The following is a 24,860-nucleotide window of genomic DNA, read 5'->3' on the forward strand; positions in this document are numbered from 1 at the left end:
AAATCCCATGACGATCCACGGCCCCGCGCACGGTAGGATGACCGAGGAAAAGTGAACACGTGGCCACATGGTCCGCGCGGGAGAGTCCGGTGATCGCAGCCGGGCACCGAAGGAGCAAGCCTCCCCGCCAATCTCTCAGGTAACCGCACCGCGCAGAACCGGCCGCTCTGGAAAGCGATTTTCGAGCGAAGCAAGAAAATCGGGTGGAGCGAGGACGCGCGAAGCGCGACCGAGTCGAAACCCTGGTGACCTGACCCTCGCGGGCCTCCACCTCTTCTTCGCTCAGAATCCGCCGACGGTGAAAGCCCCCTCCGCGACGCGGATCCGGGTGAAGCTCTCAGGCCCATGACAGAGGGGGAGTTCTCGGATCCGCGCGCCGCACGGATCCTCGCCGATCGCACGGGAGAACCCATGACCGACCCCCGGTACACCCCGCTCCGAGAGCGCCACGAGGCGCTCGGAGCCTCCTTCACGGACTTCGGCGGATGGCAGATGCCCGTCCGCTACACGTCCGACCTGGCCGAGCACCACGCCGTCCGCCAGTCCGCGGGCATCTTCGACATCTCGCACATGGCCGAGTTCACGATCGTCGGAGCTGGCGCCGCCGACTACCTCGACTACGCGCTCGCCGGCCGGCTCTCCGCGCTCGCCGTGGGCAAGGCGAAGTACTCGCTGCTGCTCGCCGAGGACGGCGGCATCATCGACGACGTCATCGTCTACCGCCTCGGCGACGACGACTTCCTGATCATCTCCAACGCCGGCAACCGCGACGCCGTGCGCGAGGCGCTGACCGCCCGCACCGCCGGCATCGACGTGACCGTCGCCGACGTGTCCGACGACTACGCGCTGATCGCCGTGCAGGGCCCGAATGCCGAGGCGATCCTCACCGGCACCCCCGGCATCGACGCGGTCTCGATCCCGTGGTCCGAGCAGAAGTATTACGCCTGGGCGAGCGCCAGCTACGCCGGCAAGCCGCTGCTGCTCGCCCGCACGGGCTACACCGGCGAGGACGGCTTCGAGCTGCTCGTCTCCGCCGCCGACGCCACCGCGCTCTGGGACGCGGTCCTCGCCGCGGGCGCCGACCAGGGCCTCGTCCCGGCCGGCCTCGCCGCGCGCGACACACTGCGCCTCGAGGCGGGCATGCCCCTGTACGGCCACGAGCTCAGCCGCGACACCAAGCCTGCTCAGGCGGGCCTCGGCCGGGTCGTCGTCGCCGACAAGGAGCGCTTCGTCGGCAAGGAGGGCGTGGAGCCCGCCGAGGGCGCGCGCGTGCTCGTCGGACTGGTCGCCGAGGGCCGTCGCGCCGGCCGCGCCGAGTACGCCGTCGTGACCGAGGACGGCGCCGCCGTCGGCGAGATCACCAGCGGTGCGCTCAGCCCGACGCTCGGCCACCCCGTGGCCATGGCGTTCGTCGACCCCGCCGTCGCAGACGGCTCCGTCCCGCTGTTCCTCGACGTCCGCGGAACCAAGATCCCCGCTACGATCACCGCCCTGCCTTTCTACCGGAGGAAGAAATGACCGATCTGAACACCCTGCGCTACAGCGAAGAGCACGAGTGGGTCGCCGTCGACGGCGACACCGCCACGGTCGGGATCACCGACTACGCCGCCGAGAAGCTCGGTGACGTCGTCTTCGTCGAGCTCCCCGCGGTGGGCGCCGTCATCTCGGCGAACTCCGTGGTCGGCGAGATCGAGTCGACGAAGTCCGTCGGCGAGCTCTACGCCCCGGTCGACGGCACGGTCGTCGAGGTCAACGACGCCGTCGTGGACGACCCCTCCCTGGTCAACTCCGCCCCCTTCGAGGGCGGCTGGCTGATCAAGATCTCGATCGCCGAGGGCGCCGCCGACGGCCTCCTCGACCGCGACGGTTACGTCGCGATCACGGAGGGCTGAGAGTGACCGCGTTCCTCGACCGCCACATCGGCACCACCGCCGACGCCCAGCGGATGATGCTCGACGCGATCGGCATCGCCTACGGCGCCGACGAGCGTCCCGTCGACGCGCTCATGCGCGAGGCGGTGCCCGCGTCGATCCGCTCGCGCGCCGACCGCGTCAGCGTTCTCCCGGCCGCCGCCGGCGAGGCCGAGGCGCTCGCCGAGCTGCGCGCCCTCGCGAACCGCAACACGGTGAACCGCCCGATGATCGGCCTCGGCTACTACGGCACGATCACCCCGAGTGTGATCCAGCGCAACGTCCTGGAGAACCCGTCCTGGTACACGGCGTACACGCCGTACCAGCCGGAGATCTCCCAGGGCCGCCTGGAGGCGCTGATCAACTTCCAGACCATGGTCTCCGAGCTCACCGGCCTCGACACGGCCAACGCCTCGATGCTGGACGAGTCCACCGCCGTCGCCGAGGGCATGCTGCTCGCGCGTCGCGGTTCGAAGTCCGCGTCGCACGTGTTCGTGGTCGACGCCGACGCGCTGCCGCAGACCAAGGCGCTGCTGGCCACCCGCGCCGAGGCCGTCGGGATCGAGCTCGTCGAGCGCGACTTCGCCGCGGGCGAGACGCTGCCGGAAGAGCTGTTCGGCGTGTTCCTGCAGTACCCGGGCGCCTCCGGCCGGATCTGGGACCCTTCCGCCGTGATCGACGCCGCGCACCTCGCCGGCGGTCTCGCGATCGTCGCGGCCGACCTGCTCGCGCTCACCCTGATCGCCTCGCCGGGCTCGCTCGGCGCGGACGTCGCGGTGGGCACCACGCAGCGCTTCGGCGTGCCGATGGGCTTCGGGGGTCCGCACGCCGGCTACATGGCCGTTCGCTCGGGCCTCGAGCGTCAGCTCCCCGGCCGGCTCGTCGGCGTCTCGCAGGACGCGGACGGCCACCCGGCCTACCGCCTCGCCCTGCAGACCCGCGAGCAGCACATCCGCCGCGAGAAGGCCACCTCGAACATCTGCACCGCCCAGGTGCTGCTGGCCGTGATGGCCTCGATGTACGCGGTGTACCACGGTCCCGAAGGTCTCAAGGAGATCGCCACCGGCGTCGCCTCGCGCGCCCGGTTCCTGGCCACCCAGTTGGAGAAGGCGGGCGCCGAGATCGTGCACGCCGACTACTTCGACACCATCACGGTGCGCGCGGCCGGCCAGGCCGACGCGATCGTCGCGAAGGCGCACGAGGCGGGGGTCCTGCTGAACCGCGTCGACGCCGACACCGTGAGCATCTCGACGGACGAGACGACCACCTACGAGGACATCCTCGCGGTCGCCACGGTCTTCGGCGCGGGCGAGGGATCCTTCGCCTACATCCCGGTGACCAGCGTTCCGGCCGGTCTCGCCCGTCAGGACGAGTACCTCACCCACCCGGTGTTCCACGCGCACCGCTCGGAGACCGCCATGATGCGGTACCTGAAGTCGCTCGCGGACCGCGACTACGCGCTCGATCGCGGCATGATCCCGCTCGGATCCTGCACGATGAAGCTCAACGCGGCGACCGAGATGGCAGCGATCACCTGGCCGGAGTTCGCGCAGCTGCACCCGTTCGCCCCTGAGGCGGACGTGCGCGGCACGCTCGCGCTCATCGATCAGCTCGAGGCCTGGCTCGCCGACGTCACCGGCTACGACGCGGTGTCGCTGCAGCCGAACGCCGGATCGCAGGGCGAGCTCGCGGGCCTGCTCGCGATCCGCGGCTACCACCATGCCAACGGCGACCAGCACCGCACGGTGTGCCTCATCCCGTCCTCCGCACACGGCACGAACGCCGCGAGCGCGGTGCTGGCGGGCATGAAGGTCGTCGTCGTGGCCACGGACGAGCTCGGCAACGTCGACCTCGACGACCTGCGCGCGAAGATCGCGCAGCACGCCGACGAGATCGCGGCGCTGATGATCACGTACCCGTCCACGCACGGGGTGTACGAGCACGACGTGCTCGACATCACCGCGGCGGTGCACGCCGCCGGCGGCCAGGTGTACATCGACGGTGCGAACCTGAACGCGCTGCTCGGCTACTCGCGCTTCGGCGACCTCGGCGGCGACGTCTCGCACCTCAACCTGCACAAGACGTTCGCGATCCCGCACGGCGGCGGCGGCCCGGGCGTCGGCCCGGTGGCGGCGAAGGCGCACCTTGCGCCGTACCTGCCGGGTCACCCGCAGGCGCAGCGCGCCGAGCACGCGGGCGGCTACGTCTTCGACGGGGGCCCGGTCTCCGCGGCCCCGTACGGATCCGCCGGCGTGCTGCCGATCTCCTGGGCGTACGTCCGGATGATGGGCGCGGATGGCCTGCGCGACGCCACCGCGGCCGCGGTCCTCGCGGCGAACTACGTCGCCGCGCGCCTGGGCGAGCACTACCCGGTGCTCTACACGGGCGAGAACGGCCGGGTCGCGCACGAGTGCATCCTCGACCTGCGTCCGCTCAAGGAGGCGACCGGGGTGACCGTGGACGACGTGGCCAAGCGCCTCATCGACTACGGCTTCCACGCGCCGACCATGTCGTTCCCGGTCGCGGGCACGCTCATGGTGGAGCCCACGGAGTCCGAGGACCTGGGCGAGCTGGAGCGCTTCGTCGAGGCGATGATCCAGATCAAGGCCGAGGCCGACGAGATCGCCGCCGGCGTCTGGCCGGCCGACGACAACCCGCTCGTCAACGCCCCGCACACCGCCGCCGCGCTGCTGGTGGGGGAGTGGGACCACGCCTACACCCGGGAGAAGGCCGCGTACCCCGCGCACGCGCTCATCGCGGGCAAGTACTGGCCGCCGGTGCGCCGCATCGACAACGCCTACGGAGACCGCAATCTGGTCTGCGCCTGCCCGCCGGTGGAGGCGTTCGCGCTCTGATCCGCGACAGGATCGCCGAGGCGCCCCGGGACTGGAGTCCCGGGGCGCCTCGCTATTTGTACAGTGCGGTCACAATCAGGTCACCAGTGAGTAACGGTTAACCCTTTTGGCTGACGGCGAGGGGCGCCCGGCGGTTACGCTCGAATATCCCTGGACACTCGACGACGAGTGTGCAGATTGCTGTCAACTGTCCACAGGAGGACACAACGTGAAGCGCAACAAGATCGCCCTCGCGGGTATCGGGCTGCTCGCCGTGGGCGCACTGGCCCTCGCCGGCTGCTCCAGCAAGAGCGGTGGAAGCCCCACCCCGTCCGCAGGTGGCAACTCGAAGGCCATCATCAAGGTCAGCGGCTCCGAGCCGGAGCACCCGCTCATCCCGACCAACACCAACGAGACCGGCGGCGGCAACATCGTCGACTCGGTGTTCGCGGGCCTCGCGTACTACGACGCCAAGGGCAAGCTCGTCGACGACATGGCGGACTCGATCAAGGTCGACGACCCCACCGACCTGACCGTCAAGCTGAAGCAGGGCAACACCTTCTCCAACGGCGAGAAGGTCACCGCCGACAGCTTCATCAAGGCGTGGCAGTACGGCGCGCTGTTCTCGAACAAGCAGCAGAACCAGTCCTGGTTCGAGGACATCGAGGGCTACAGCGACACGGCCGACTCCCCGCTGACCGGTCTGAAGAAGGTCGACGACAACACCTTCAAGATCAAGCTCTCGAAGCCCGTCGCCGGTGACTTCGCGCAGCGCCTGGGCTACTCGGCCTACTACCCGCTGCCCGAGGCCGCCTTCAAGGACATCAAGGCCTTCGGCGAGGCCCCGATCGGCAACGGCCCGTACAAGCTGGCCAACGACAAGGCGTGGCAGCACTCGGTCCAGATCGACCTGGTCAAGAACGACAGCTACAAGGGTGGTCGTGCTCCGAAGAACGGCGGCGTGACCTTCATCTTCTACGCGACGGCCGACGCCGCGTACGCCGACCTGCAGGCCAACAAGGTGGACGTGATCGACCAGATCCCGGGCACCGCCCTGCAGACGTTCCAGTCCGACCTGGGCGACCGCGCCGTCAACCAGCCGGCCGCGATCTTCCAGTCGTTCTCGATCCCGGGCAACCTCGAGCACTTCACGGGCGACGAGGGCAAGCTGCGCCGCCAGGCGCTGTCCATGGCGATCGACCGTGCGGCGATCACGAAGACCGTCTTCAACGGCACCCGCACCCCGGCCAGCGACTTCACCTCGCCGGTCATCTCGGGCTGGTCCGACTCCCTCACGGGCGCCGGCGTGCTGAAGTTCGACGCCAAGAAGGCGAAGGACCTGTGGGCCCAGGCCGACAAGATCTCGCCGTGGAGCGGCAAGTTCGAACTCGCGTACAACTCGAACGCTCCGCACCAGGTGTGGGTCGACGCGGTGGCCAACCAGCTGAAGAACAACCTCGGAATCGACGCGGCGGGCAAGCCGTACGTCGACTTCGCCTCGCTCCGCAAGGACGTGAACGGCCGCACCATCAAGACGGCGTTCCGCACCGGCTGGCAGGCCGACTACCCGGCGCAGTACAACTTCCTCGCGCCGCTGTACGCGACCAAGGCCGCGTCGAACGACACCGACTACTCGAACGCCGACTTCGACAAGCTCGTCGCGCAGGGTGCCTCGGAGTCCGACGCCTCCAAGGCGACGGCCGACTACAAGAAGGCTCAGGAGATCCTGCTCAAGGACCTCCCGGCCATCCCGCTCTGGTACTCGAACGTCGACGGCGGCTTCGCCAAGGGCGTGAGCAACGTCCAGTTCGGGTGGAACTCGGTTCCGCTGTACTACAACATCACCAAGGGCTGACCGCCCGAGGGATCACAACCGCGAGGCGGTGACGATCACGTCACCGCCTCGCGGTCTGTCCGATATTCGCATCGTGCCCACGTCGAACACGTGGCACGATGCTTTCATGAGGCGCCGCGACCCGCGCAGACCGTGCGGCAGCGTCTGGCGCCACCTCATCTGGAGGGAGGGCGAATGTTCGGTTATATCCTCAAACGCCTCTTGCAGGTGATCCCCGTGTTCGTCGGGGCCACCCTGCTCATCTACTTTCTCGTCTTCGCCATGCCTGGCGACCCGATCGCTGCGCTCTTCGGCGACAAGCAGCCCAGCAAGGCGCTGCACGACGCGCTCGTCGCGCAGTATCACCTGGACCAGCCGTTCCTCGTGCAGTACTGGTTCTACCTGACCGGGATCTTCCGCGGTGACATGGGCACCACGTTCTCCGGTCGGTCCGTGAACGACGTGCTCGCCGCCACCCTGCCCGTCACGGGCCGCCTCGCGGTCATGGCGATCGGGCTCGAGTTCGTGCTGGCGGTCATCATCGGCACCCTCTCGGCGCTGCGCAAGGGCAAGATCTTCGACAACGCCATGCTGGTGATGTCCCTGATCTTCATCTCGCTGCCGATCTTCGTGATCTGCTTCCTGGCGCAGTACTTCCTCGCGGTCAAGCTGCAATGGTTCAGCCCGACGGTGGGCGCGGACAACGACTGGGGCGACATGTGGCTCCCCGCGATCGTGCTCGGCGTCAGCCTGTACGCGACCAGTATGCGCCTGATGCGCGGATCCGTCATCGACACGCTCAATCAGGACTGGGTGCGCACCGCGTACAGCAAGGGCCTGCCGCGCCGCCGGGTCATCCCCGTGCACGTGCTGCGCAACTCGCTGATCCCTGTGATCACGAACTCCGCGACGAACTTCGGCGTGCTGCTGGTCGGCGCGACCGTCACCGAGGGCATCTTCAACATCCCCGGCGTCGGCAACACGCTGTTCCATGCGACGCTGCAGCACGAGGGACCGACGATCGTCTCCTTCGTGACCGTGTTCGTCCTCATCTACGTGCTCGTCAACCTGGTCGTCGATCTGCTCTACGGCCTGCTGGACCCGAGGATCCGTTATGCCTGACACCAGCGCGACGCACTACGTCGCTCCCATCAAGGACGGCACGATCGCCGTCGACGCGGTCAAGGTCGCCGAGAAGCCGTCGAACCTGTGGCGCGACGCCTGGGCCGACATCCGCCGTCGTCCGATGTTCTGGATCTCGGTGATCATCGTCCTGATCATCCTGCTCATGGCGGTCTGGCCGACGCTGTTCACGCAGACCCCACCGAACAGCAACTGCCAGCTGTCGAGCTCCAACGGAGGACCGTCGGCGGGGCACCCGCTCGGCTTCACCTTCCAGGGCTGTGACATCTTCGCGCGCACCGTGTGGGGCGCCCGCACGTCGGTGTCGGTCGGCCTGCTCGCGACCGCGATCGGATCCACCATCGGACTGATCATGGGTTCGCTCGCGGGCTTCTACGGCGGTTGGCTGGATGGTGTGCTGTCGCGCATCGGCGACATCTTCTTCTCCATCCCCTACATCCTCGCGGCCGTCGTCGTGATGAGCGTGTTCTCCCAGTTCCGCAACGTCTTCACGCTGGCACTCGCGATCGGCGGGTTCGCCTGGGCCTCGACCGCCCGTGTGGTGCGGGCCGAGGTGCTGAGAGTGCGCCAGGCCGACTTCGTCATGGCCTCCCGGGCGCTCGGCAAGTCCCGGTTCGGCACGATGATCGGGCACGTCATCCCGAATGCGATCGCGCCGCTGCTGGTCGTGACCACGCTGAGCCTCGCGGGCGCGATCGTCGCGGAGGCGACGCTCTCGTTCCTCGGCGTCGGGCTCGGCAGTGACACGATGAGCTGGGGCAACGACATCAGCCAGGCTCAGGGATCTCTGCGCGTGGCGCCGATGGCGCTCATCTACCCGTCGATCGCGCTGACCGTCACGGTGCTCGCGTTCATCATGCTGGGCGAGCTCGTGCGAGACGCCCTCGACCCGAGGGCGAGGGCGCGCCGATGAGTGCCAAGACCGACACCCCGCTGCTGCGGATCCGCGATCTCAAGGTCGCGTTCGACACCCAGAAGGGCTCGCGGGAGGTGCTGCACGGCGTCGACGTCGAGCTCTACGCCGGTGAGACCCTCGCCATCGTGGGCGAGTCCGGTTCGGGCAAGTCCACGACGGCTTCCGCGATCATCGGGCTGCTGCCCGGCACGGGTCACGTGACCGGCGGCAGCATCATGCTCGACGGCAAGGAGCTCACCGACCTGACCACGGGTCAGATGGAGCGCCTGCGCGGACGGGACATCGGCTACGTGCCGCAGGACCCGATGTCGAACCTCAACCCGGTCTGGTCCATCGGCTTCCAGGTGAAGGAGGCGATCCGTGCGAACGGGCTCGCCACCGGGCGCAAGGAGATCGAGGCGCGGGCCGTCGAGGTGCTGCAGCAGGCGGGCCTCGCGGACGCCGCCAAGCGACTGCACCAGTACCCGCACCAGTTCTCCGGCGGCATGCGCCAGCGCGCCCTGATCGGCATCGGCCTCGCGGCCGATCCGAAGCTGCTCATCGCGGACGAGCCCACCTCGGCGCTCGACGTGACCGTGCAGCGCGTGATCCTCGACCACCTGGCGAAGCTCACGCAGGAGAAGGGCACCTCGGTGCTGCTGATCACGCACGACCTGGGCCTCGCGGCCGAGCGCGCCGAGAAGATCATCGTCATGCAGAACGGCGAGATCGTCGAGGCGGGCCCGAGCCGGGAGATCCTGGAGAACCCGCTGCACCCGTACACGAAGAAGCTGGTCGCCGCGGCGCCCAGCATCGCGTCGCAGCGGATCCAGGCGGTCGCCGAGAAGCGCGGCATCGAGACGAGCGAGGACATCGCGAACATCCCGCCGGCGATCAGCGTGCGCGACCTGACCAAGGACTACAGGATCCGTCAGGGCTCGTTCCGCAGCGTGCCGTTCCGGGCCGTGGACGCCGTGTCGTTCGACATCCCGAAGGGCAAGACCCTGGCGCTCGTGGGCGAGTCGGGTTCCGGCAAGTCGACCGTCGCCAAGATGGTGCTGAAGCTCGAGCAGCCCACCTCCGGGGTGATCGAGATCGACGGCGCCGACGTGTCGAAGCTCTCCGGCCGCGACACGATGGCCCTCCGCCGGCGCATGCAGCCCGTGTTCCAGGACCCGTACGGATCCATGGATCCGCTGCGCAACATCGGCAACACGATCGCGGAGCCGCTGGACATCCACAGCGTCGGAGACCAGGCCTCGCGCCGCGCCCGCGTGCTCGAGCTGCTCGACCAGGTCTCGCTGCCGCGGGAGCTGGCGACGCGCTACCCGAACGAGCTGTCCGGCGGACAGCGGCAGCGCGTGGCGATCGCCCGCGCGCTGGCGCTCAAGCCCGACATCGTCGTGCTCGACGAGGCGGTCTCGGCCCTGGACGTGCTCGTGCAGGACCAGATCCTCAAGCTCCTCGCGGAGCTGCAGAGCGAGCTCGACCTGACCTACCTGTTCATCACGCACGACCTCGCGGTCGTGCGCGTCGCGGCCGACCTGGTCTGCGTGATGGAGAAGGGCAAGCTCGTCGAGCAGGGCACGGTCGACGAGATCTTCGCCAACCCGCAGCAGGAGTACACGGATCGTCTGCTGCAGGCGATCCCGGGTGCCTCGATCGCCCTGGGCGGTCGCAGCGCGTGAGTTCTCCGGAGCTTGGCCCCGTGGGCGTGCGGACGTACCGCTCGTCCACGGGGATCGCGACGCTGGTGATCTGCAGCGCGGTGTCGGTGTTCCTGCTCGTCGACGCGGTGAACCGCGGCAGCTTCGGGCTCATGCTCCTGTACGCGCCCTGGATCCTGCTCGTGCTGTGGCTGATCTACGAGATCAGCGTGGCCTCGATGGTCCGCGTCGACGACGACGGCGTGGTGGTGCAGAACCTGCTCCGCCGCACCACGTTCGGCTGGCGCCGGGTCGCCGACATGGACCTGCGCTGGCAGCTCGACTTCCAGCTCGACGACGGCAGGAAGCTGTCCTGCTGGGGCGGCCCCGGCCGCGCCCAGTCCCCGCGGCCCGGCCGCAAGGGGGAGGACCCGAAGGTGCCGCAGAGCCTGCGCGCGCTCACCGAGATCAGCGACCGCCGTGATCTCGCGGCCGCTCGCGAGGAGTTCGCGCCCGGGGAGGGCGTGGACGCCCCGATCCGGCGGACGTGGGACTGGCGCGCCGCGTTCGCGATCGTCGTGATCGTGGTCTGGGCGGGCATCGCGATCGCCGTCACCCGCTGAGCCCTTTCCCGAACGCCCCGGCCCGTCTCCCGACGGCGCCGGGGCGTTCCGCGTCCCTCGGCTCTTCCTGACCGCGAGACCGAAACTGCATCGCGAGACCGCATCTGATTTCGTCGGTCTCGCGTCGTGGCTTCGGTCTCGTTGTCACGCTCGTTCGCCGCTCGGGATCAGGCGAGATCACGGAGCGTCGCAAGCACTGCCGTGTCGTTGCGGTGCGGACGGGGGACACCGGCATGGGACAGGATCCCGGTCAGCAGACGAGGCTGCCGGATCTCCGTCCAGCCCCAGCGGAACAGGCCGGACGACTGCCTTCGCAGACGCGATTCGCGCTGCTTCTCCTGCATGATGGCATCGGCAGCAGCGTCCGGGGTGTCGTCATACTTCACACGTCCGTCGGCTTCGCCGATCAGCTGCCGGCTCGGCCAGAAGAAGTCCGCCCGATCTGCGAAACCTTCGAAGCGGAACGTGACCTGCAATTCCGGTAGCTCGAATCCGGCGAGTTCGATCACACCGAGGCTCAGCGACTCCAGGACGCTCTCCGGCACTCCGGTCGCGCGGGCCAAGGCCCAGCGGGCGTTCCGGCGGCCGCGCGACGACTCGCGGCATTCATTGATCGCGCGGAGCTGCTCCGGGTTCGGATGCGGCGTGCGACGCAGCAAGGCGTCCGCATAGGCGAGGCCCTCGATCGGCGGCACGGAGCGCACGACGTCCACGATCGTGTCCGGGACCGAGGTGAGCAGGATCCCGTCGACCTCTTCGACTTCTCGCTCGGCTCCACCCGTGTGGATCCGGACCGCCCCCGCCGCGCGGCTGGACCCCCGCAGTTCCAGGACGTGCACGTTCTCGTCAGCACGGCCGAGGTAGACGCCGCGGAGCGCCGCGGCCGACACCCCGCAGAACACCGCGTTCGGATTGCGCAGCGCGACGGCGTGGACTCGGGCGAGGTATCGGTCCCAGGTCGGCAGCCCCCGCCAGTCCGTCGTGGGCGTGTACACCCCTGGCAGCACCCGGGTGAGCTCTCCCCGTCGCCAGGCCCGATTCAGCAGACTCGCGGAGTTCGCGGCACCGGTCCGGAGCAGAACGGCCGGCGCGGGGTGAAGGCCGGATGCGAGGCGTGTGGTCGGCATGGCCCCGATCCTCGCCCCGCGGATCGGCCCCTGCGCCTACTGCCACGAATCCCGTGCACCGTCCGTCGTCTCTCGCGCCTGTGCAGGACCAACGCCCATGACCGCGAAACCGAAACGGCGTCGCGAGACCATGCGCGAAATCGTCGGTCTCGAGCCGCAGGTTCGGTCTCGCGGCCAAAACCCGGTCCGGGCCGGGGCGGGGGTGACGCGGTCAGTGCCCGGCGACGCCGAACAGTCCTGGCCAGAGCGGGAAGACCAGGGGGTAGCCCACGAAGGCCGCGGCGTCGATGAGGAAATGGGCGACGAGGAACGGCAGCAGGCGGCCGCTGCGCAGGAACAGGAAGCCGAACAGCAGGCCCATGCCGAGATTGCCGACGAAAGCGCCGGGGCCCTGGTACAGGTGATAGGTCGCGCGCAGCGCCGAGGTCGTCAGGACGATCGTCCACGGGCCCCAGCCGAGCTGACGCAGCCGCACGAACAGGTAGCCGAGCACGACGAACTCCTCCTGCACGGCCGCGCGGGCGGCGGACAGCAGGAGCATCGGCATCGTCCACCAGTAGTGGCTCTGCGCACCCGGATCCACCGCCACGAACAGCCCGAGCAGCCGTCCGGCGATGTAGAGCGCGAGACCGGGGATCCCGATCGCGAGCACCAGACCCGCACCCCAGCCCGCGTCGCGCCAGATCCGCGTGCCGTCGAGGCCCAGCGCGCCGAGGTGCGGCCCGGACGAACGCCAGAGCAGGAAGCACACGAGCAGCACGGGCACGACCGAGAAGCCGACCCCGAGCAGCTGATAGACGAAGTCGAACACCTCGCGGCGGGACTGCGCCGGGTTCAGCGCCGCGGTCTGATCGGCGAGCGGCGTGCTGACGGTCAGCCGGTCCAGCAGCTGCACGATCGCGTACACCGCGGACTGGCCGAGCCCCAGCGCCAGCACGATCGCGATCTCCCCGCCGATCCTGGCCCGGGAGAGGGGCGCCCCGAGGGCGACGTCCGGCGGGTCCAGCGGCAGGGCGATCCTCATGCGAAGAGCGTACGGCCCGGCGGCGCTGGATCCGGTGCGGATCCGACCCCGCAGAAGCGGAACAGGTGCGATGTTGTATCCTGAAGAGTCCGGAATCCCGGGCGAACCCCACCTGCATAGGACACACCTTCATGGCGCACGCCCTCCGCTCCGATCTCCGCAACGTCGCCATCGTCGCGCACGTCGACCACGGCAAGACCACGCTCGTCGACGCCATGCTCCGTCAGACCGGCTCGTTCGGCGAGCACGCGCACGTCGAAGAGCGCGCGATGGACTCGAACGACCTCGAGCGCGAGAAGGGCATCACGATCCTCGCCAAGAACACGGCGATCACCTACAGCGGCAAGCACACCGAGACCCCGGTCACGATCAACGTGATCGACACCCCGGGCCACGCCGACTTCGGCGGTGAGGTCGAGCGCGGCCTGTCCATGGTCGACGGCGTCGTGCTGCTCGTCGACGCGAGCGAGGGCCCGCTGCCGCAGACCCGCTTCGTGCTGCGCAAGGCGCTCGAGGCGAAGCTGCCGGTGATCCTGCTGGTGAACAAGACGGACCGTCCCGACGCCCGCATCGCCGAGGTCGAGGAGGAGGCCCACGACCTGCTGCTGGGTCTCGCGTCCGACCTCGTCGACGACGTGCCGGACCTCGACGTCGACGCCCTGCTCGACGTGCCGGTCGTGTACGCCTCGGGCCGCGCCGGCGCCGCCTCGCGCACCCGCCCCGCGAACGGCGACCTGCCGGACAACGAGGACCTCGAGCCGCTGTTCGAGGCGATCCTCGAGCACGTCCCGGCCCCGCACTACGACGACGAGGCCCCGCTGCAGGCGTGGGTCACCAACCTCGACTCCAGCCCGTTCCTCGGCCGCCTCGCGCTGCTGCGCGTCTTCAACGGCACGCTGAAGAAGGGCCAGACGGTCGCCTGGGTGCGCCACGACGGCTCTCACACCAACGCCCGCATCACCGAGCTGCTGAAGACGAAGGCGCTCGAGCGCTACCCGGCCGAGTCCGCGGGCCCCGGTGACATCGTCGCGATCGCCGGCATCGAGGAGATCACGATCGGCGAGACCATCGCGGATCCCGAGGACGTCCGTCCGCTGCCGGCCATCACGGTCGACGACCCGGCGATCTCGATGACCATCGGCACGAACACCTCGCCGCTCGTCGGCAAGGTCAAGGGCCACAAGCTCACCGCCCGGATGGTGAAGGACCGCCTCGACCGCGAGCTCATCGGAAACGTGTCGCTCAAGGTCGTCGAGATCGGCCGCCCCGACGCGTGGGAGGTGCAGGGCCGCGGCGAGCTGGCCCTCGCGATCCTCGTCGAGAACATGCGCCGCGAGGGCTTCGAGCTCACCGTCGGCAAGCCCCAGGTGGTCACGAAGAAGGTCGACGGCAAGACCCACGAGCCGTTCGAGCACCTCACGATCGACGCCCCCGAGGAGTACCTCGGCGCGATCACCCAGCTGCTCGCGACCCGCAAGGGCCGGATGGAGGGCATGACCAACCACGGCACCGGCTGGGTGCGCATGGAGTTCGTCGTCCCGTCGCGCGGCCTCATCGGCTTCCGCACCGAGTTCCTCACCACCACCCGCGGCACCGGCATCGCGAACGCGATCTCGCACGGCTACGAGCCCTGGGCCGGGCAGATCGTGACCCGTCAGAACGGATCCATCGTGGCCGACCGCTCCGGCGTCGTCACCCCGTTCGCGATCATCGCCCTGCAGGAGCGCATGTCCTTCTTCGTGCAGCCCACGCAGGAGGTCTACGAGGGCATGGTCATCGGCGAGAACTCGCGCAGCGACGACATGGACGTGAACATCACCAAGGAGAAGAAGCTCACCAACATGCGCTCCTCCACGGCCGACACGTTCGAGTCGATGACCCCGCCGCGCACCCTCTCCCTCGAGGAGAGCCTCGAGTTCGCCCGCGACGACGAATGCGTCGAGGTCACCCCGGAGACCGTGCGGATCCGCAAGGTCATCCTGGACGCCACGATCCGCGGCCGCGAGGCCTCGCGCCTGAAGCGCCAGGACGCGAACGCCTGACCCGGACGCCGTCCTGCATCGAGGCCCCCTCCCGTCGTCGTCGCCCCCTCGGAGCGACGTCGCGGTGAGGGGGCCTCGGTGATGTGAGGGGGCCTCGATGTCTTCGCCGCGCTGTCTTCGCGGCGCGCGCCCGGTCAGCGCAGCTCGGAGATGAGCACCGCGGACGTGCCCGGGACCTCGGCCTCGAACACGTGCGGGGCGTCGCCCGGATAGGAGATGTAGTCGCCCGGGTGAAGCTGCTCCGGAGTCTCGGAGGGGCCGATCCGGGCGCGGCCGCTGATCAGCACGACGTGCTCGGTCGTGCCGGCGTGGTGGGGGAGGGAGCGTCGCGGCTCGCCGGGCTCGGCCTGGATGATGTAGATGTCGCGCCGTGCTCCGGGCGGGCATGCCGCCACGAGGGTCGCGACATAGGGCGCCGCGGCGGACGGGACGCCGGCGTGCGCGTCGGCGCGGATGAGGGTCGGCACGTTCGCGCGCTCCTCGACGAAGGCCGCGAACGGCAGCCCCAGCGCGTCGGCGATCGCCCAGAGGGTCTCCACGCTCGGGCCGGTGGATCCGCTCTCCAGCTGCGACACGGTGGCCTTGGAGACCCCGGCGCGACGGGCCAGCTCGGACACCGAGAGACCGGCCGCCTCGCGCTCGCGTCGGAGGGAGCGGGAGATGCGCTCGCGGAGATCATCCATACGGTCAGTATCCCAAACGATCGTTCATCTTGACAGACGAATCGGAGGTGTTCAGAATGATAGTCATGCGTTCAGTAGAGCGAACGATGGATCCCGGCGAGGTCGACGTCGCCGCCGAGGTCCGCGCGGTCCGGCGCGAGGCCATAGGCGTGGTGCTCGCGAGCAGCGCGTACGGCATCTCGTTCGGCGCCCTCGCCGTCGTCAGCGGCTTCGACGTCTGGCAGACCTGCGTCCTCAGCCTGCTCATGTTCACCGGCGGCTCGCAGTTCGCCTTCATCGGCGTGATCGCGGCGGGCGGACTCGCGGCCGCCCCGGCGGCGATCGCGTCCGCGGTGCTCCTGGGCGTGCGCAACCTCGCCTACGGCATCAGGATGGCGCCGGTGATCGGGCGCACCCCGCTCCGGCGGCTCGCCGCCGTGCAGATCACGATCGACGAGACGACCGCCGTCTCGCTGGCGCAGCGATCCCCGCGCGCCCGCACGGTCGGCTTCTGGTTCACCGGGATCGGGCTGTTCGTCGGCTGGAACCTGGCCACGCTGCTCGGCGCCCTGCTCGGCGACGTGCTGGGGGACCCCAAGGCCTACGGCCTGGACGCGGCCGCCGCCGCGGCGTTCATCGCGCTGCTGTGGCCGCGGCTGCGGTCCCGCCAGGCGATCGCGGTCGGGATCGCGGCCGCCGCCGTGGCGACCGTGCTCACACCGGTCCTGATCCCGGGGCTCCCGGTGCTCGTGGCCGCGCTGGTCGCGGTCGTCGTCGGCTGGTTCAACTGGCTTGCGCCGCGGGAGGGCGCCGCAGCCGCGACACCGGCCGCCGGGGTGCGGGCCGCGGCGGAGGAGGGATCCGGATGACCCTGTGGAATGCGGTCCTGCTCGCCGCGATCGGCTGCGTGGCGCTCAAGGGGATCGGCTATCTCGTGCCGGCGTCGGTGCTCGAGGCGCCGCGCCCCGCCCGGATCACGGACCTGCTCACCGTCGCGCTGCTCGCGGCGCTCGTGGCGGTGCAGGCGCTCGCGTCCGGACAGCACGTCGTGCTCGACGCGCGGGTACCGGCGGTACTCGTGGCCGCGGGGCTGCTCCGATTGCGCCAGTCCTTCCTCGTCGTGGTGATCGCCGCGGCCGCGGTGGCGGCGCTGCTGCGGCTCGTCGGCTGGGCCGTCTGACCGGGTCGGCCCGAGCGGCGCACACCGACCGTCCGAACGGCCCGCGCCAGCGGGCCCACAGCCCCCGCCGGTAGGCTCGGGCCGTGCGTGGGACGGAGATCGGATGAGCATGTTGACCCGGCTGCTGTCGTGGGTCGCCCTGTGCGCGGTGGGAGCCGTGTTCGGGCTGGCGACGACGATCACCCACGCCTCGTCCCTGGCGGTGGTGCCCGCGATCGCGCGGATCCCGGTGCTCGGCACGATCCTCTCCTCCGGGGCGGTCGGGATCGTCCTCGGCGTGCTCGCCTGCGGTGGGATCCTGCTCGCGGTGCGGCTGCTGCTGCACGATCGCTGGGCGGCTCTCGCAACCGGCCTCGGCATGCTCGCCGGCATGGTCGTGATCTCCGGGACGGGGCCCGGCGGCTCCGTGATCGTGCCGGGCGACCTGCTCGGCATCGTGTGGACCTGGACCGTCGCAGGCATGGCCCTGCTCGTCGTCGCGTGGCCGGACTTCTCCCGGATCCGCACGCTGCAGCAGGAGCATGCCGCACGCGTCTCGGCACCGGGGGACGGGTCGTAGACTGGGGCTGTGACGTATGTGATCGCTCTTCCGTGTGTCGATGTGAAGGACCGTGCCTGCATCGACGAGTGCCCCGTGGACTGCATCTATGAGGGCGAGCGGTCGTTGTACATCCACCCGGACGAGTGCGTCGACTGCGGCGCCTGCGAGCCGGTCTGCCCGGTCGAGGCGATCTACTACGAGGACGACCTGCCCGAGGAGTGGTCCGACTACTACAAGGCCAACGTCGAGTTCTTCGACGAGGTGGGCTCGCCCGGCGGCGCCGCCAAGATCGGCGTGATCCACCACGACCACCCGATCATCGCCGCGCTCCCGCCTCAGGGCGAGTGAACCGCGCATGAGCGTCCGCGACCTCGCCGACTACCCCTGGGACGCGGTCGTCCCGTACCGCGAGCGGGCGGCCGCCCACCCGGACGGCATCGTCGACCTGGCGATCGGATCGCCCGTCGATCCCACGCCCGAGATCATCCGGCGCGCGCTCGCCGAGGCGACCGACGCGCACTCCTACCCGCAGACCGTCGGCACGCCGACCCTGCGCGAGGCGATCGTGGAGTGGTACGCCCGCCGTCGCGGGGTGCCCGACCTGCGCGTCGACAACGTCATGCCGACGATCGGATCCAAGGAGCTCGTCGCGCTGCTGCCGACCCTGCTCGGACTCGGCGCGGGCGACATCGTCGTGCAGCCGAAGGTCGCCTACCCGACCTACGCCGTGGGCGCGACCGTGGCCGGCGCGACCGTCGTCTCGGAGGACGACCCGGCGCTCTGGCCCGAGGGCGCGAAGCTCATCTGGATCAACACCCCGGGCAACCCGGACGGCCGCACCTGGACCGTCGACGAGCTCGCCGCGGCCGTGCGCCGCGCGCGGGAGCTCGGCGCGACCCTGGCGAGCGACGAGTGCTACGCCGAGCTCGGCTGGGAGGGCCCCTGGGCGACGGAGCCGGTGCCCTCGGTGCTGGACCCCCGTGTCACCGGCGGCACGCGCGCCGGGCTGCTCAGCGTCTACTCGCTGAGCAAGCAGTCCAACCTGGCCGGCTACCGCGCCGCGTTCATCGCCGGCTGCGCGCGCATCGTGGGGGAGATCCTCACCGCGCGCAAACACCTCGGGCTCATGCCGCCCGCGCCCGTGCAGCACGCGATGGCGGTCGCGCTGCGCGACGACGAGCACGTCGCCGTGCAGAAGGAGCGCTACCGCCGGCGGCGTGAGCTGCTCAAGCCGGCGCTCCTCGAGGCGGGCTTCCGGATCGACGGCTCGGAGGCGGGCCTGTACCTGTGGGCCACTCAGGGTCGCGACGCCTGGGAGTCGATGGGCGTCCTCGCGGATCTCGGGATCCTCGCCGGTCCCGGGCCGTTCTACGGAGACTTCTCCGCGGAGCACGTGCGGCTCTCGCTGACGGCCCCGCTGGAGCGCATCGAGGCGGCCGCCGCCCGGCTCCGCGGCCTCGGCGCCGCACGTTCGTAGCTTTCGCGCAGAACATTGCTCGGAGTCTTGGTCGGTTCCACAGTGGGCATCCGAGCGGGCTAGGCTGTACACGCGACGCGGTCCGGTACTCATCGGCGCCGACCGTGCATCCCCCACACGAGACAGACGCATAGGAGGTCTGCGTGAGCGCAGCGGGCGAGCGGCCTACGAAGGCGACGCTGACAGTAGGCGAGACGACCGCGGAGTTCCCCGTGCTGCACGGCGCCGACGGGCACGACAGCATCGACTTCTCCACCCTCACGAAGAAGACCGGCCACACCGGCCTGGACTACGGTTTCGTGAACACGGCGTCGACGAAGTCGGCGATCACGTTCATCGACGGCGACGAGGGCATCCTGCGCTACCGCGGCTACCCGATCGAGCAGATCGCGAACACGTGCTCCTACCTCGAGGTCGCCTGGCTGCTCATCTACGGCGAGCTGCCCAGCGCGTCCGAGCTCGCCGAGTTCGACGAGAAGATCCGCCGGCACACGCTGCTGCACGAGGACCTGAAGCACTTCTTCTCCGCCCTGCCGCACACGGCCCACCCGATGTCGGTGCTGTCGTCCGCGGTGGCCGCGCTCTCGACCTACTACGAGGGCGACACCGACCCGCACAACCCGGAGCACGTCGAGCTCAACCAGATCCGCATGCTCGCGAAGCTGCCCGTGATCGCCGCGTACGCGCACAAGAAGAGCGTCGGTCAGGCGTTCCTCTACCCGGACAACTCGCTGAGCTTCGTGGACAACTTCCTCAAGCTCAACTTCGGCGTGCACAGCGAGAAGTACGAGATCAACCCGGTCATGTCCCGCGCTCTCGAGCTCCTGCTCATCCTGCACGAGGACCACGAGCAGAACGCCTCCACCTCGACGGTGCGCCTGGTCGGCTCGACCGGGGCCAACCAGTTCGCCTCGATCTCGGCCGGCATCCAGGCCCTCTCCGGCCCGCTGCACGGCGGCGCGAACGAGGCCGTGCTGACGATGCTCGCGCAGATCCGCGACTCCGGCCAGAGCATGCAGCGCTTCGTCGAGCGGGTGAAGAACAAGGAGGACGGCGTCAAGCTGATGGGCTTCGGGCACCGGGTCTACAAGAACTACGACCCGCGCGCGAAGCTCGTCAAGGAGGCAGCGGACGAGGTCCTCGCCCAGCTCGGCGTGACGGATCCGCTGCTCGATCTCGCGAAGGAGCTTGAGGAGATCGCGCTCGCCGATGACTACTTCCGCGAGCGCCGGCTGTACCCGAACGTCGACTTCTACACCGGCGTGATCTACAAGGCGATGGGCTTCCCTACCCGCATGTTCACGGTGCTCTTCGCGATCGGCCGGCTGCCCGGCTGGCTCGCGCAGTGGCGCGAGCTGAACCTCGACCCGCAGACCAAGATCGGCCGCCCGCAGCAGCTGTACACGGGATCGCCGGAGCGTCGGTTCCAGCGACCCTGAGCCCGCGCACGAAAGGGAGGGAGGATCCGGATCGGGTCCTCCCTCCCTTCGTTCACGGCTATTGACAAGCGGTCAGCGGCAGGTGTACCACTCAGGGTGACTGGGGGCGGCAGGGACGGTCGGGTTCGGCCTGGTGACGCCGCGAGACGGTCGGGGACGTGGTTCGGCCACGGTCCGCGATCGCCGCAACGACGATGGGTTCAGGCGGCGCGGGCGCGCCCGACCACGTCCGGCGCGGTGCCAGGAGCGTCCCGGGTGAGCGCTGTCGATGCCGCCTTCTCGATCACCCGCGGGAGGTTCTCATGTCGGACAAGCACAACATCGAGACGCCGCACGAGCGGCGCCCCTTCCACGCCCACGGTCACATGGATGTGGTGACCCTGGGCGACTTCACGCTCGGTCGAGGGGTCTTCGAGCCGGGCTGGCGCTGGTCGGAGGACGTCAAGCCGATCGCGGGCACGGAGTCCTGCCAGACGCACCACACCGGGATCTGCCTCGAGGGGCGGATGACGGTGCGGTTCGACGACGGCACCGAGATCGACATGGGGCCGGGCGACGTGGTCGATCTGAGCCCCGGTCACGACGCCTGGACGGTCGGCGACGAGGCCTGCGTCTTCCTCGACACCGGGGTCAAGGGGTACGCCAAACCGGCGTGAGCCACGGCCCGCGGGGGTCGCGGCTCACGCCGGAGACGGCTCGTGTCAGCGCGCGGTCGGGGTGCCCTGGGGCCGCGACGACCGGCGACGGCGCCGGCGGGCCGGGGCCTCGGCGGTGGTGCCGGAGTGCGGCGCGGCATGCGGCGTGCGCGGCTGGTGCGGCTGCGGGGATCCGGATCCGGTGCGGCCCTGCTGCCCGCGCTGGCCGTGCGGCTTCGGCGCGTGCGCACGCTGACCGGCCTGCGCGTTCCTCGCGCCGCCCGGCTTCTGGGCGCCCTGCTGCGGGACCGGCTTGGGGGCCGGCTTCACGTGCGGGGCGCGCTCTCCGACGAGCTCCTCGACGATCGCCGCCGAGACGGGCTCGAGATCGGCCGTGATGCCGGCCTTGCGCAGCAGATCCTTCACGTCGCGACGCTGCTCGGGCAGCACGACGGTGACGACGGTGCCGGCGGCCCCCGCGCGGGCGGTGCGCCCGGAGCGGTGCAGGTACGCCTTGTGCTCGACCGGCGGGTCCACGTGCACGACGAGCTCGACGTCGTCGACGTGCACACCGCGGGCGGCCACGTCGGTGGCGACGAGCACGCGCACGCCGCCGTCGGCCGGGTCGGCGGAGAACGCGGCGAGGTTGCGCTCGCGGGCGTTCTGGCCGAGGTTGCCGTGCAGGTCGACCGCGGGGATCCCGGCGGTCGTCAGCACCTTGGCGAGCTTCTTCGCGTGGTGCTTGGTGCGGGTGAACAGGATGCGGCGGCCGGTGCCCGACGCGAGGTCCTGCACGAGCTGCTTCTTGGCGTCCCCGTCGGCGGTGAGCAGCACCCGGTGGGTCATCTCGCCGACCGGCACGCTGGCCTCGTCGACCTCGTGGCTGACCGGGTTCGCGAGGAACCGGCGGGCGAGCTTGTCGATGCCGTTGTCGAGCGTGGCGCTGAACAGCAGGCGCTGGCCGTCCGCGGGGGTCGCCGCGAGGATCCGGGTGACACCGGGCAGGAAGCCGAGGTCGGCCATGTGGTCGGCCTCGTCGAGGACGGCGATCTCGACCTGGTCGAGCCGCACGACGCTCTGCTTCATGAGGTCCTCGAGGCGGCCGGGGCAGGCCACGACGATGTCGACGCCGCGGCGCAGCGCCTCCTCCTGGGGGCGCTGGCTGACGCCGCCGAAGACGGTGGTGACGCGCAGCCCGGCGGCCTTGGCGAGCGGGGCGATGGTCGCCGCGATCTGCGAGGCGAGTTCGCGCGTCGGAGCGAGCACGAGCCCGCGGGGGTGCTGCGGGCGGGCCTTCGCGCCGGTGAGGCGTGCGACGAGGGGGAGCGAGAAGGCGAGCGTCTTGCCGCTGCCGGTGCGGCCGCGGCCGAGCAGGTCGCGGCCGGCGAGTGCGTCGGGCAGCGTGTCGCGCTGGATCGGGAACGGCTCGCTCTTGCCGGTGGAGGCGAGGACGGCGGCCAGCGGCGCGGGCACGCCGAGGTCGAGGAAGGAAGGCATGGATATCTCCTGGGCCGGATGCCCGGCCGCGTAGGGGCGTCGTGGTCGACGCGCGAGGTCGCCGCTCAGAACCGGATCACGAGGGGGAGAAGGCTCTCACGAGCGTGCTCCGCGCCCCGGGACGGTGTCCCGGGGAAGAACCAGGGAGGCGACGAGTTGCCGGATGATCCGACAACCCGTCGATCCTACCTCATGCGGCGTCTGCGAACTCCGGCACGCGTCCAGGGACGGTCGTCGCGGCGGGGCGCGTCCGCACGGCCCACACGATGGCCCCTGCCGTGAGCGTGCTGGCGGCCACGAGCCCCCAGGCCACGGCGAACCCCGCCGCGGAGCCGTGCGGAGCCGATCCGAAGACGATCGCGCCGGTGGCGGCGGATCCGATCGCGGATCCGATCGTGCGCAGGTTGGCGTTCACGCCGGTCGCCACGCCGGTCACCGCCGCGGGCACGCCCTGCACCACGATGCTCGCGGAGGCGGCGTACGCCAGCCCGCAGCCGATGCCGAATCCGGCGCCGGCGAGCGCGAGCTGCCAGGGCGCGGAGTGCGCGAGCGCGGCGGACGCCGCCGAGGCGCCCATCAGCACGGCGCCGATCGCGAGCATCGCGCGCAGCGACACGATCCGGCTGATCGCGCCCGCGGCGAAGCCGATCCCGCTCATGCCGATCAGCATGGGGACCAGGACGAGCCCGGCGCCCTGGACCGAGAGCCCACCGCCTCCGGCCGTCGCGGAGAGCTCGAGGAACTGCGGCAGGTAGCCCCAGAACGCGAACACCCCGGCGCCGATCAGGAGCGAGGCGGCGTTGGCCGGCCAGATCGCGGGTGACGTCATCAGGCGCAGGTCGACGAGCGGCTCGGCCGAGCGCAGCTCGCTCACGATCCACGCGGCGAAGGCGAGGAGCGCGGCCCCGAAGAAGGCCAGCGTGGCCGGCGAGCTCCAGCCCCAGCGCGCACCGGCGCTGAGCGGGACGAGGAGCGCCACGAGCCACGCCGACAGCAGCACGGAGGAGCGGGCGTTCACCCGGCCGCGCGCGCGAGTCCCGCTGTCGCGGACCGACACCACGGTGAGGAACGCGCCGATCGCGGCGACGACGAACGGGATCGCGAACGTGCCGCGCCAGCCGACCAGGTCGGCGAGGGGCCCGGCCAGGACCGTGCCCGCGGCGCCGCCGATGCCGATCACGGCGCTCACGACGCCGATCGCGCCGGTCACGCGTTCGCGGGGGAGCGCGTCGCGGAGCAGGCCGTAGGCGAGCGGGAACAGCGCCCCGCCGATGCCCTGCAGCACCCGGGCGACGATGAGCACGGCGAGGTCCGGTGCGACCGCCGCGAGCACGTCGCCCAGCGCAGTGACGCCGATCGTGAGGAGGAAGGTGGTGCGGCGCCCGCGGAGGTCGCCGATCCGGCCGAGGGTGGGCGTCGCGACCGCGGCGGCGATGAGCCATGCGGTCATGGTCCAGCTGGCCGCGTCGGCGGTGACGCCGAACTCGGCCTGCACGAGCGGGACGAGGGGGATGACGAGGTTCTGCAGAAGCGCGATGGATGAGACCGCCACGGCGATGGCGACCAGGATCGAGGTGGATGAGCGGGACATGAGTTCCCTTCCGGAGCCTGGAGAAGCGGAGTAAAGTGGGAGGAGACCTCCGAACGGAGGACGCCTCCGGATAGACATTACCGGAGGGTCCCTCCGTTTTGCAAGGGATGATCCGACGATCTTCGGAAGGAACGGGATGAGCGGCCAGAACCGGGCGGCGACGACGCTGGAGGCGCGGCGTCCGCGGCGCGCGGATGCGGCGCGGAACTTCGACGCGCTCGTCGCGGCAGGGCGCGAGGCGTTCGCCGAGGACGGATCCGACGCGTCGCTGGAGGACATCGCGCGCCGGGCCGGCGTCGGCATCGGCACGCTCTACCGGAACTTCCCGACGCGGGACGACCTCATCGAGACGCTCTACCTGCGCGAGGTCGCGGCCCTCGCCGATTCCGCCGACGAGGTGGCGGGCCTCGCGCCGTGGCCGGCGCTCGAGGCGTGGCTGGACCGCTTCGTCGAGTACGTCGGCACCAAGCACGTGCTGCTGGACGGCCTGAACGGGGAGTCGTCGGTGTTCGCCGAGTGCCGGGGCGTCATGCTCGGGGCGGGGGAGCCGCTGCTGAGGCGCGCGCAGGCGGACGGCAGCGTCAAGGCCGACCTCGACATCTCCGACATCGTCAAGCTCGTCGCGGGCGTCAGCGCGGTCGCGTACGACGACGAGGCGCAGCGCCGCAGGGTGCTCGGCCTCGCGATCGGCTCGATCCGGGCCTGACGAGCGGCCGGCGCGTTTCGTCTCGGTCGCCCGCTGCGCGGTCGAGCTCGCTCA

Annotated in this window: 22 protein-coding genes and 1 riboswitch; of the genes, 17 read left to right on the top strand and 5 right to left on the bottom strand. The window is 70.4% G+C overall.

What is annotated here, in order from left to right; all coding sequences use genetic code 11:
* Nucleotides 1-67: 67 nt before the first annotated feature.
* A riboswitch (glycine riboswitch) is annotated at nucleotides 68-161 on the top strand.
* Between the two features lie 250 nt (nucleotides 162-411).
* From gcvT to RBR11_RS08680, 8 genes are all read left to right on the top strand, one after another.
* A complete protein-coding gene (gene gcvT, locus RBR11_RS08645; protein WP_308488921.1) occupies nucleotides 412-1,518 on the top strand; it encodes a glycine cleavage system aminomethyltransferase GcvT in 1,107 nt (368 codons plus the stop codon).
* A complete protein-coding gene (gene gcvH, locus RBR11_RS08650; RefSeq protein WP_308488922.1) occupies nucleotides 1,515-1,892 on the top strand; it encodes a glycine cleavage system protein GcvH in 378 nt (125 codons plus the stop codon). Before gcvT ends, gcvH begins: the two co-directional genes overlap by 4 nt.
* Before the next feature lie 53 nt (nucleotides 1,893-1,945).
* On the top strand, nucleotides 1,946-4,765 hold the full coding sequence (gene gcvP, locus RBR11_RS08655; RefSeq protein WP_373889788.1) for an aminomethyl-transferring glycine dehydrogenase: 2,820 nt from the start codon (nucleotides 1,946-1,948) through the stop codon (nucleotides 4,763-4,765).
* Between the two features lie 208 nt (nucleotides 4,766-4,973).
* A complete protein-coding gene (locus tag RBR11_RS08660) occupies nucleotides 4,974-6,599 on the top strand; it encodes a peptide ABC transporter substrate-binding protein (protein ID WP_308488924.1) in 1,626 nt (541 codons plus the stop codon).
* Between the two features lie 174 nt (nucleotides 6,600-6,773).
* Complete coding sequence (locus RBR11_RS08665) at nucleotides 6,774-7,700, top strand: ABC transporter permease (RefSeq protein WP_308488925.1); 927 nt, start codon at nucleotides 6,774-6,776, stop codon at nucleotides 7,698-7,700.
* Nucleotides 7,693-8,634: an ABC transporter permease gene (locus tag RBR11_RS08670; RefSeq protein WP_308488926.1), complete on the top strand. Its 942-nt coding sequence runs from the start codon at nucleotides 7,693-7,695 to the stop codon at nucleotides 8,632-8,634. The genes RBR11_RS08665 and RBR11_RS08670 overlap by 8 nt, the downstream gene beginning before the upstream one ends.
* Nucleotides 8,631-10,304 carry an ABC transporter ATP-binding protein gene (locus tag RBR11_RS08675; RefSeq protein WP_308488927.1) on the top strand — a complete coding sequence of 558 codons (1,674 nt, stop codon included), beginning with the start codon at nucleotides 8,631-8,633 and terminating at the stop codon, nucleotides 10,302-10,304. The genes RBR11_RS08670 and RBR11_RS08675 overlap by 4 nt, the downstream gene beginning before the upstream one ends.
* 20 nt (nucleotides 10,305-10,324) lie before the next feature.
* Complete coding sequence (locus RBR11_RS08680) at nucleotides 10,325-10,885, top strand: PH domain-containing protein (RefSeq protein ID WP_308488928.1); 561 nt, start codon at nucleotides 10,325-10,327, stop codon at nucleotides 10,883-10,885.
* 167 nt (nucleotides 10,886-11,052) lie between these two features.
* Here the strand turns inward: RBR11_RS08680 and RBR11_RS08685 are convergent, their stop codons facing one another.
* Nucleotides 11,053-12,012: a hypothetical protein gene (locus tag RBR11_RS08685; RefSeq protein WP_308488929.1), complete on the bottom strand. Its 960-nt coding sequence runs from the start codon at nucleotides 12,010-12,012 to the stop codon at nucleotides 11,053-11,055.
* Between the two features lie 211 nt (nucleotides 12,013-12,223).
* On the bottom strand, nucleotides 12,224-13,036 hold the full coding sequence (locus RBR11_RS08690) for a CPBP family intramembrane glutamic endopeptidase (RefSeq protein WP_308488930.1): 813 nt from the start codon (nucleotides 13,034-13,036) through the stop codon (nucleotides 12,224-12,226).
* Between the two features lie 131 nt (nucleotides 13,037-13,167).
* On the opposite strand from RBR11_RS08690, the gene typA reads away from it, so the two are divergent.
* The gene (typA, locus tag RBR11_RS08695; RefSeq protein ID WP_308488931.1) at nucleotides 13,168-15,078 is read left to right on the top strand and encodes a translational GTPase TypA; all 1,911 of its coding nucleotides are present in this window, start codon (nucleotides 13,168-13,170) and stop codon (nucleotides 15,076-15,078) included.
* A gap of 134 nt (nucleotides 15,079-15,212) precedes the next feature.
* Here typA and RBR11_RS08700 read toward each other — a convergent pair whose 3' ends face one another.
* Nucleotides 15,213-15,761: a helix-turn-helix domain-containing protein gene (locus RBR11_RS08700; protein ID WP_308488932.1), complete on the bottom strand. Its 549-nt coding sequence runs from the start codon at nucleotides 15,759-15,761 to the stop codon at nucleotides 15,213-15,215.
* 65 nt (nucleotides 15,762-15,826) lie between these two features.
* Between RBR11_RS08700 and RBR11_RS08705 the strand changes: the two genes are divergently transcribed.
* The 7 genes from RBR11_RS08705 to RBR11_RS08735 all read left to right on the top strand — a co-directional run bounded on the left by RBR11_RS08705 (nucleotide 15,827) and on the right by RBR11_RS08735 (nucleotide 21,033).
* Nucleotides 15,827-16,609 (top strand): AzlC family ABC transporter permease, encoded by a 783-nt coding sequence (locus RBR11_RS08705; RefSeq protein ID WP_373889784.1) that lies wholly within the window; start codon nucleotides 15,827-15,829, stop codon nucleotides 16,607-16,609.
* Nucleotides 16,606-16,920, top strand: a complete 315-nt coding sequence (locus tag RBR11_RS08710; protein WP_308488933.1) for an AzlD domain-containing protein — start codon at nucleotides 16,606-16,608, stop codon at nucleotides 16,918-16,920. The genes RBR11_RS08705 and RBR11_RS08710 overlap by 4 nt, the downstream gene beginning before the upstream one ends.
* Nucleotides 16,921-17,023: 103 nt before the next feature.
* Nucleotides 17,024-17,479, top strand: coding sequence for a histidinol dehydrogenase (locus RBR11_RS08715; RefSeq protein ID WP_308488934.1), 456 nt, complete (start codon nucleotides 17,024-17,026; stop codon nucleotides 17,477-17,479).
* A gap of 9 nt (nucleotides 17,480-17,488) precedes the next feature.
* Nucleotides 17,489-17,809, top strand: a complete 321-nt coding sequence (fdxA, locus tag RBR11_RS08720) for a ferredoxin (RefSeq protein ID WP_308488935.1) — start codon at nucleotides 17,489-17,491, stop codon at nucleotides 17,807-17,809.
* Nucleotides 17,810-17,816: 7 nt separating this feature from the next.
* Nucleotides 17,817-18,938: a succinyldiaminopimelate transaminase gene (dapC, locus tag RBR11_RS08725; protein WP_308488936.1), complete on the top strand. Its 1,122-nt coding sequence runs from the start codon at nucleotides 17,817-17,819 to the stop codon at nucleotides 18,936-18,938.
* 143 nt (nucleotides 18,939-19,081) lie between these two features.
* Entirely contained in the window at nucleotides 19,082-20,377 is a 1,296-nt protein-coding gene (locus tag RBR11_RS08730) for a citrate synthase (RefSeq protein WP_308488937.1), read from the top strand.
* Nucleotides 20,378-20,679: 302 nt separating this feature from the next.
* Complete coding sequence (locus RBR11_RS08735; protein ID WP_308488938.1) at nucleotides 20,680-21,033, top strand: cupin domain-containing protein; 354 nt, start codon at nucleotides 20,680-20,682, stop codon at nucleotides 21,031-21,033.
* A gap of 45 nt (nucleotides 21,034-21,078) precedes the next feature.
* Here the strand turns inward: RBR11_RS08735 and RBR11_RS08740 are convergent, their stop codons facing one another.
* Together RBR11_RS08740 and RBR11_RS08745 are read right to left on the bottom strand one after the other, a co-directional pair.
* On the bottom strand, nucleotides 21,079-22,509 hold the full coding sequence (locus RBR11_RS08740) for a DEAD/DEAH box helicase (protein WP_308488939.1): 1,431 nt from the start codon (nucleotides 22,507-22,509) through the stop codon (nucleotides 21,079-21,081).
* Between the two features lie 190 nt (nucleotides 22,510-22,699).
* Nucleotides 22,700-24,100 carry an MFS transporter gene (locus RBR11_RS08745; protein WP_308488940.1) on the bottom strand — a complete coding sequence of 467 codons (1,401 nt, stop codon included), beginning with the start codon at nucleotides 24,098-24,100 and terminating at the stop codon, nucleotides 22,700-22,702.
* A 136-nt stretch (nucleotides 24,101-24,236) separates the two neighbouring features.
* Between RBR11_RS08745 and RBR11_RS08750 the strand changes: the two genes are divergently transcribed.
* Nucleotides 24,237-24,806 carry a TetR/AcrR family transcriptional regulator gene (locus RBR11_RS08750; protein WP_308488941.1) on the top strand — a complete coding sequence of 190 codons (570 nt, stop codon included), beginning with the start codon at nucleotides 24,237-24,239 and terminating at the stop codon, nucleotides 24,804-24,806.
* The last annotated feature ends 54 nt before the right edge of the window (nucleotides 24,807-24,860 follow it).

It is taken from the genome of Microbacterium capsulatum (assembly GCF_030865425.1).
GTDB lineage: Bacteria > Actinomycetota > Actinomycetes > Actinomycetales > Microbacteriaceae > Microbacterium > Microbacterium capsulatum.

What these genes read in the sequence shown, in the direction of transcription:
- gcvT (WP_308488921.1), top strand. Translation starts at nt 412, where the DNA reads ATGACCGACCCCCGGTACACCCCGCTCCGAGAGCGCCACGAGGCGCTC.
- gcvH (WP_308488922.1), top strand. Translation starts at nt 1,515, where the DNA reads ATGACCGATCTGAACACCCTGCGCTACAGCGAAGAGCACGAGTGGGTC.
- gcvP (WP_373889788.1), top strand. Translation starts at nt 1,946, where the DNA reads ATGATGCTCGACGCGATCGGCATCGCCTACGGCGCCGACGAGCGTCCC.
- RBR11_RS08665 (WP_308488925.1), top strand. Translation starts at nt 6,774, where the DNA reads ATGTTCGGTTATATCCTCAAACGCCTCTTGCAGGTGATCCCCGTGTTC.
- RBR11_RS08670 (WP_308488926.1), top strand. Translation starts at nt 7,693, where the DNA reads ATGCCTGACACCAGCGCGACGCACTACGTCGCTCCCATCAAGGACGGC.
- RBR11_RS08675 (WP_308488927.1), top strand. Translation starts at nt 8,631, where the DNA reads ATGAGTGCCAAGACCGACACCCCGCTGCTGCGGATCCGCGATCTCAAG.
- RBR11_RS08685 (WP_308488929.1), bottom strand. Translation starts at nt 12,012, where the DNA reads ATGCCGACCACACGCCTCGCATCCGGCCTTCACCCCGCGCCGGCCGTT.
- RBR11_RS08690 (WP_308488930.1), bottom strand. Translation starts at nt 13,036, where the DNA reads ATGAGGATCGCCCTGCCGCTGGACCCGCCGGACGTCGCCCTCGGGGCG.
- typA (WP_308488931.1), top strand. Translation starts at nt 13,168, where the DNA reads ATGGCGCACGCCCTCCGCTCCGATCTCCGCAACGTCGCCATCGTCGCG.
- RBR11_RS08700 (WP_308488932.1), bottom strand. Translation starts at nt 15,761, where the DNA reads ATGGATGATCTCCGCGAGCGCATCTCCCGCTCCCTCCGACGCGAGCGC.
- RBR11_RS08705 (WP_373889784.1), top strand. Translation starts at nt 15,827, where the DNA reads ATGCGTTCAGTAGAGCGAACGATGGATCCCGGCGAGGTCGACGTCGCC.
- RBR11_RS08710 (WP_308488933.1), top strand. Translation starts at nt 16,606, where the DNA reads ATGACCCTGTGGAATGCGGTCCTGCTCGCCGCGATCGGCTGCGTGGCG.
- RBR11_RS08715 (WP_308488934.1), top strand. Translation starts at nt 17,024, where the DNA reads ATGAGCATGTTGACCCGGCTGCTGTCGTGGGTCGCCCTGTGCGCGGTG.
- dapC (WP_308488936.1), top strand. Translation starts at nt 17,817, where the DNA reads ATGAGCGTCCGCGACCTCGCCGACTACCCCTGGGACGCGGTCGTCCCG.
- RBR11_RS08735 (WP_308488938.1), top strand. Translation starts at nt 20,680, where the DNA reads ATGTCGGACAAGCACAACATCGAGACGCCGCACGAGCGGCGCCCCTTC.
- RBR11_RS08740 (WP_308488939.1), bottom strand. Translation starts at nt 22,509, where the DNA reads ATGCCTTCCTTCCTCGACCTCGGCGTGCCCGCGCCGCTGGCCGCCGTC.
- RBR11_RS08745 (WP_308488940.1), bottom strand. Translation starts at nt 24,100, where the DNA reads ATGTCCCGCTCATCCACCTCGATCCTGGTCGCCATCGCCGTGGCGGTC.
- RBR11_RS08750 (WP_308488941.1), top strand. Translation starts at nt 24,237, where the DNA reads ATGAGCGGCCAGAACCGGGCGGCGACGACGCTGGAGGCGCGGCGTCCG.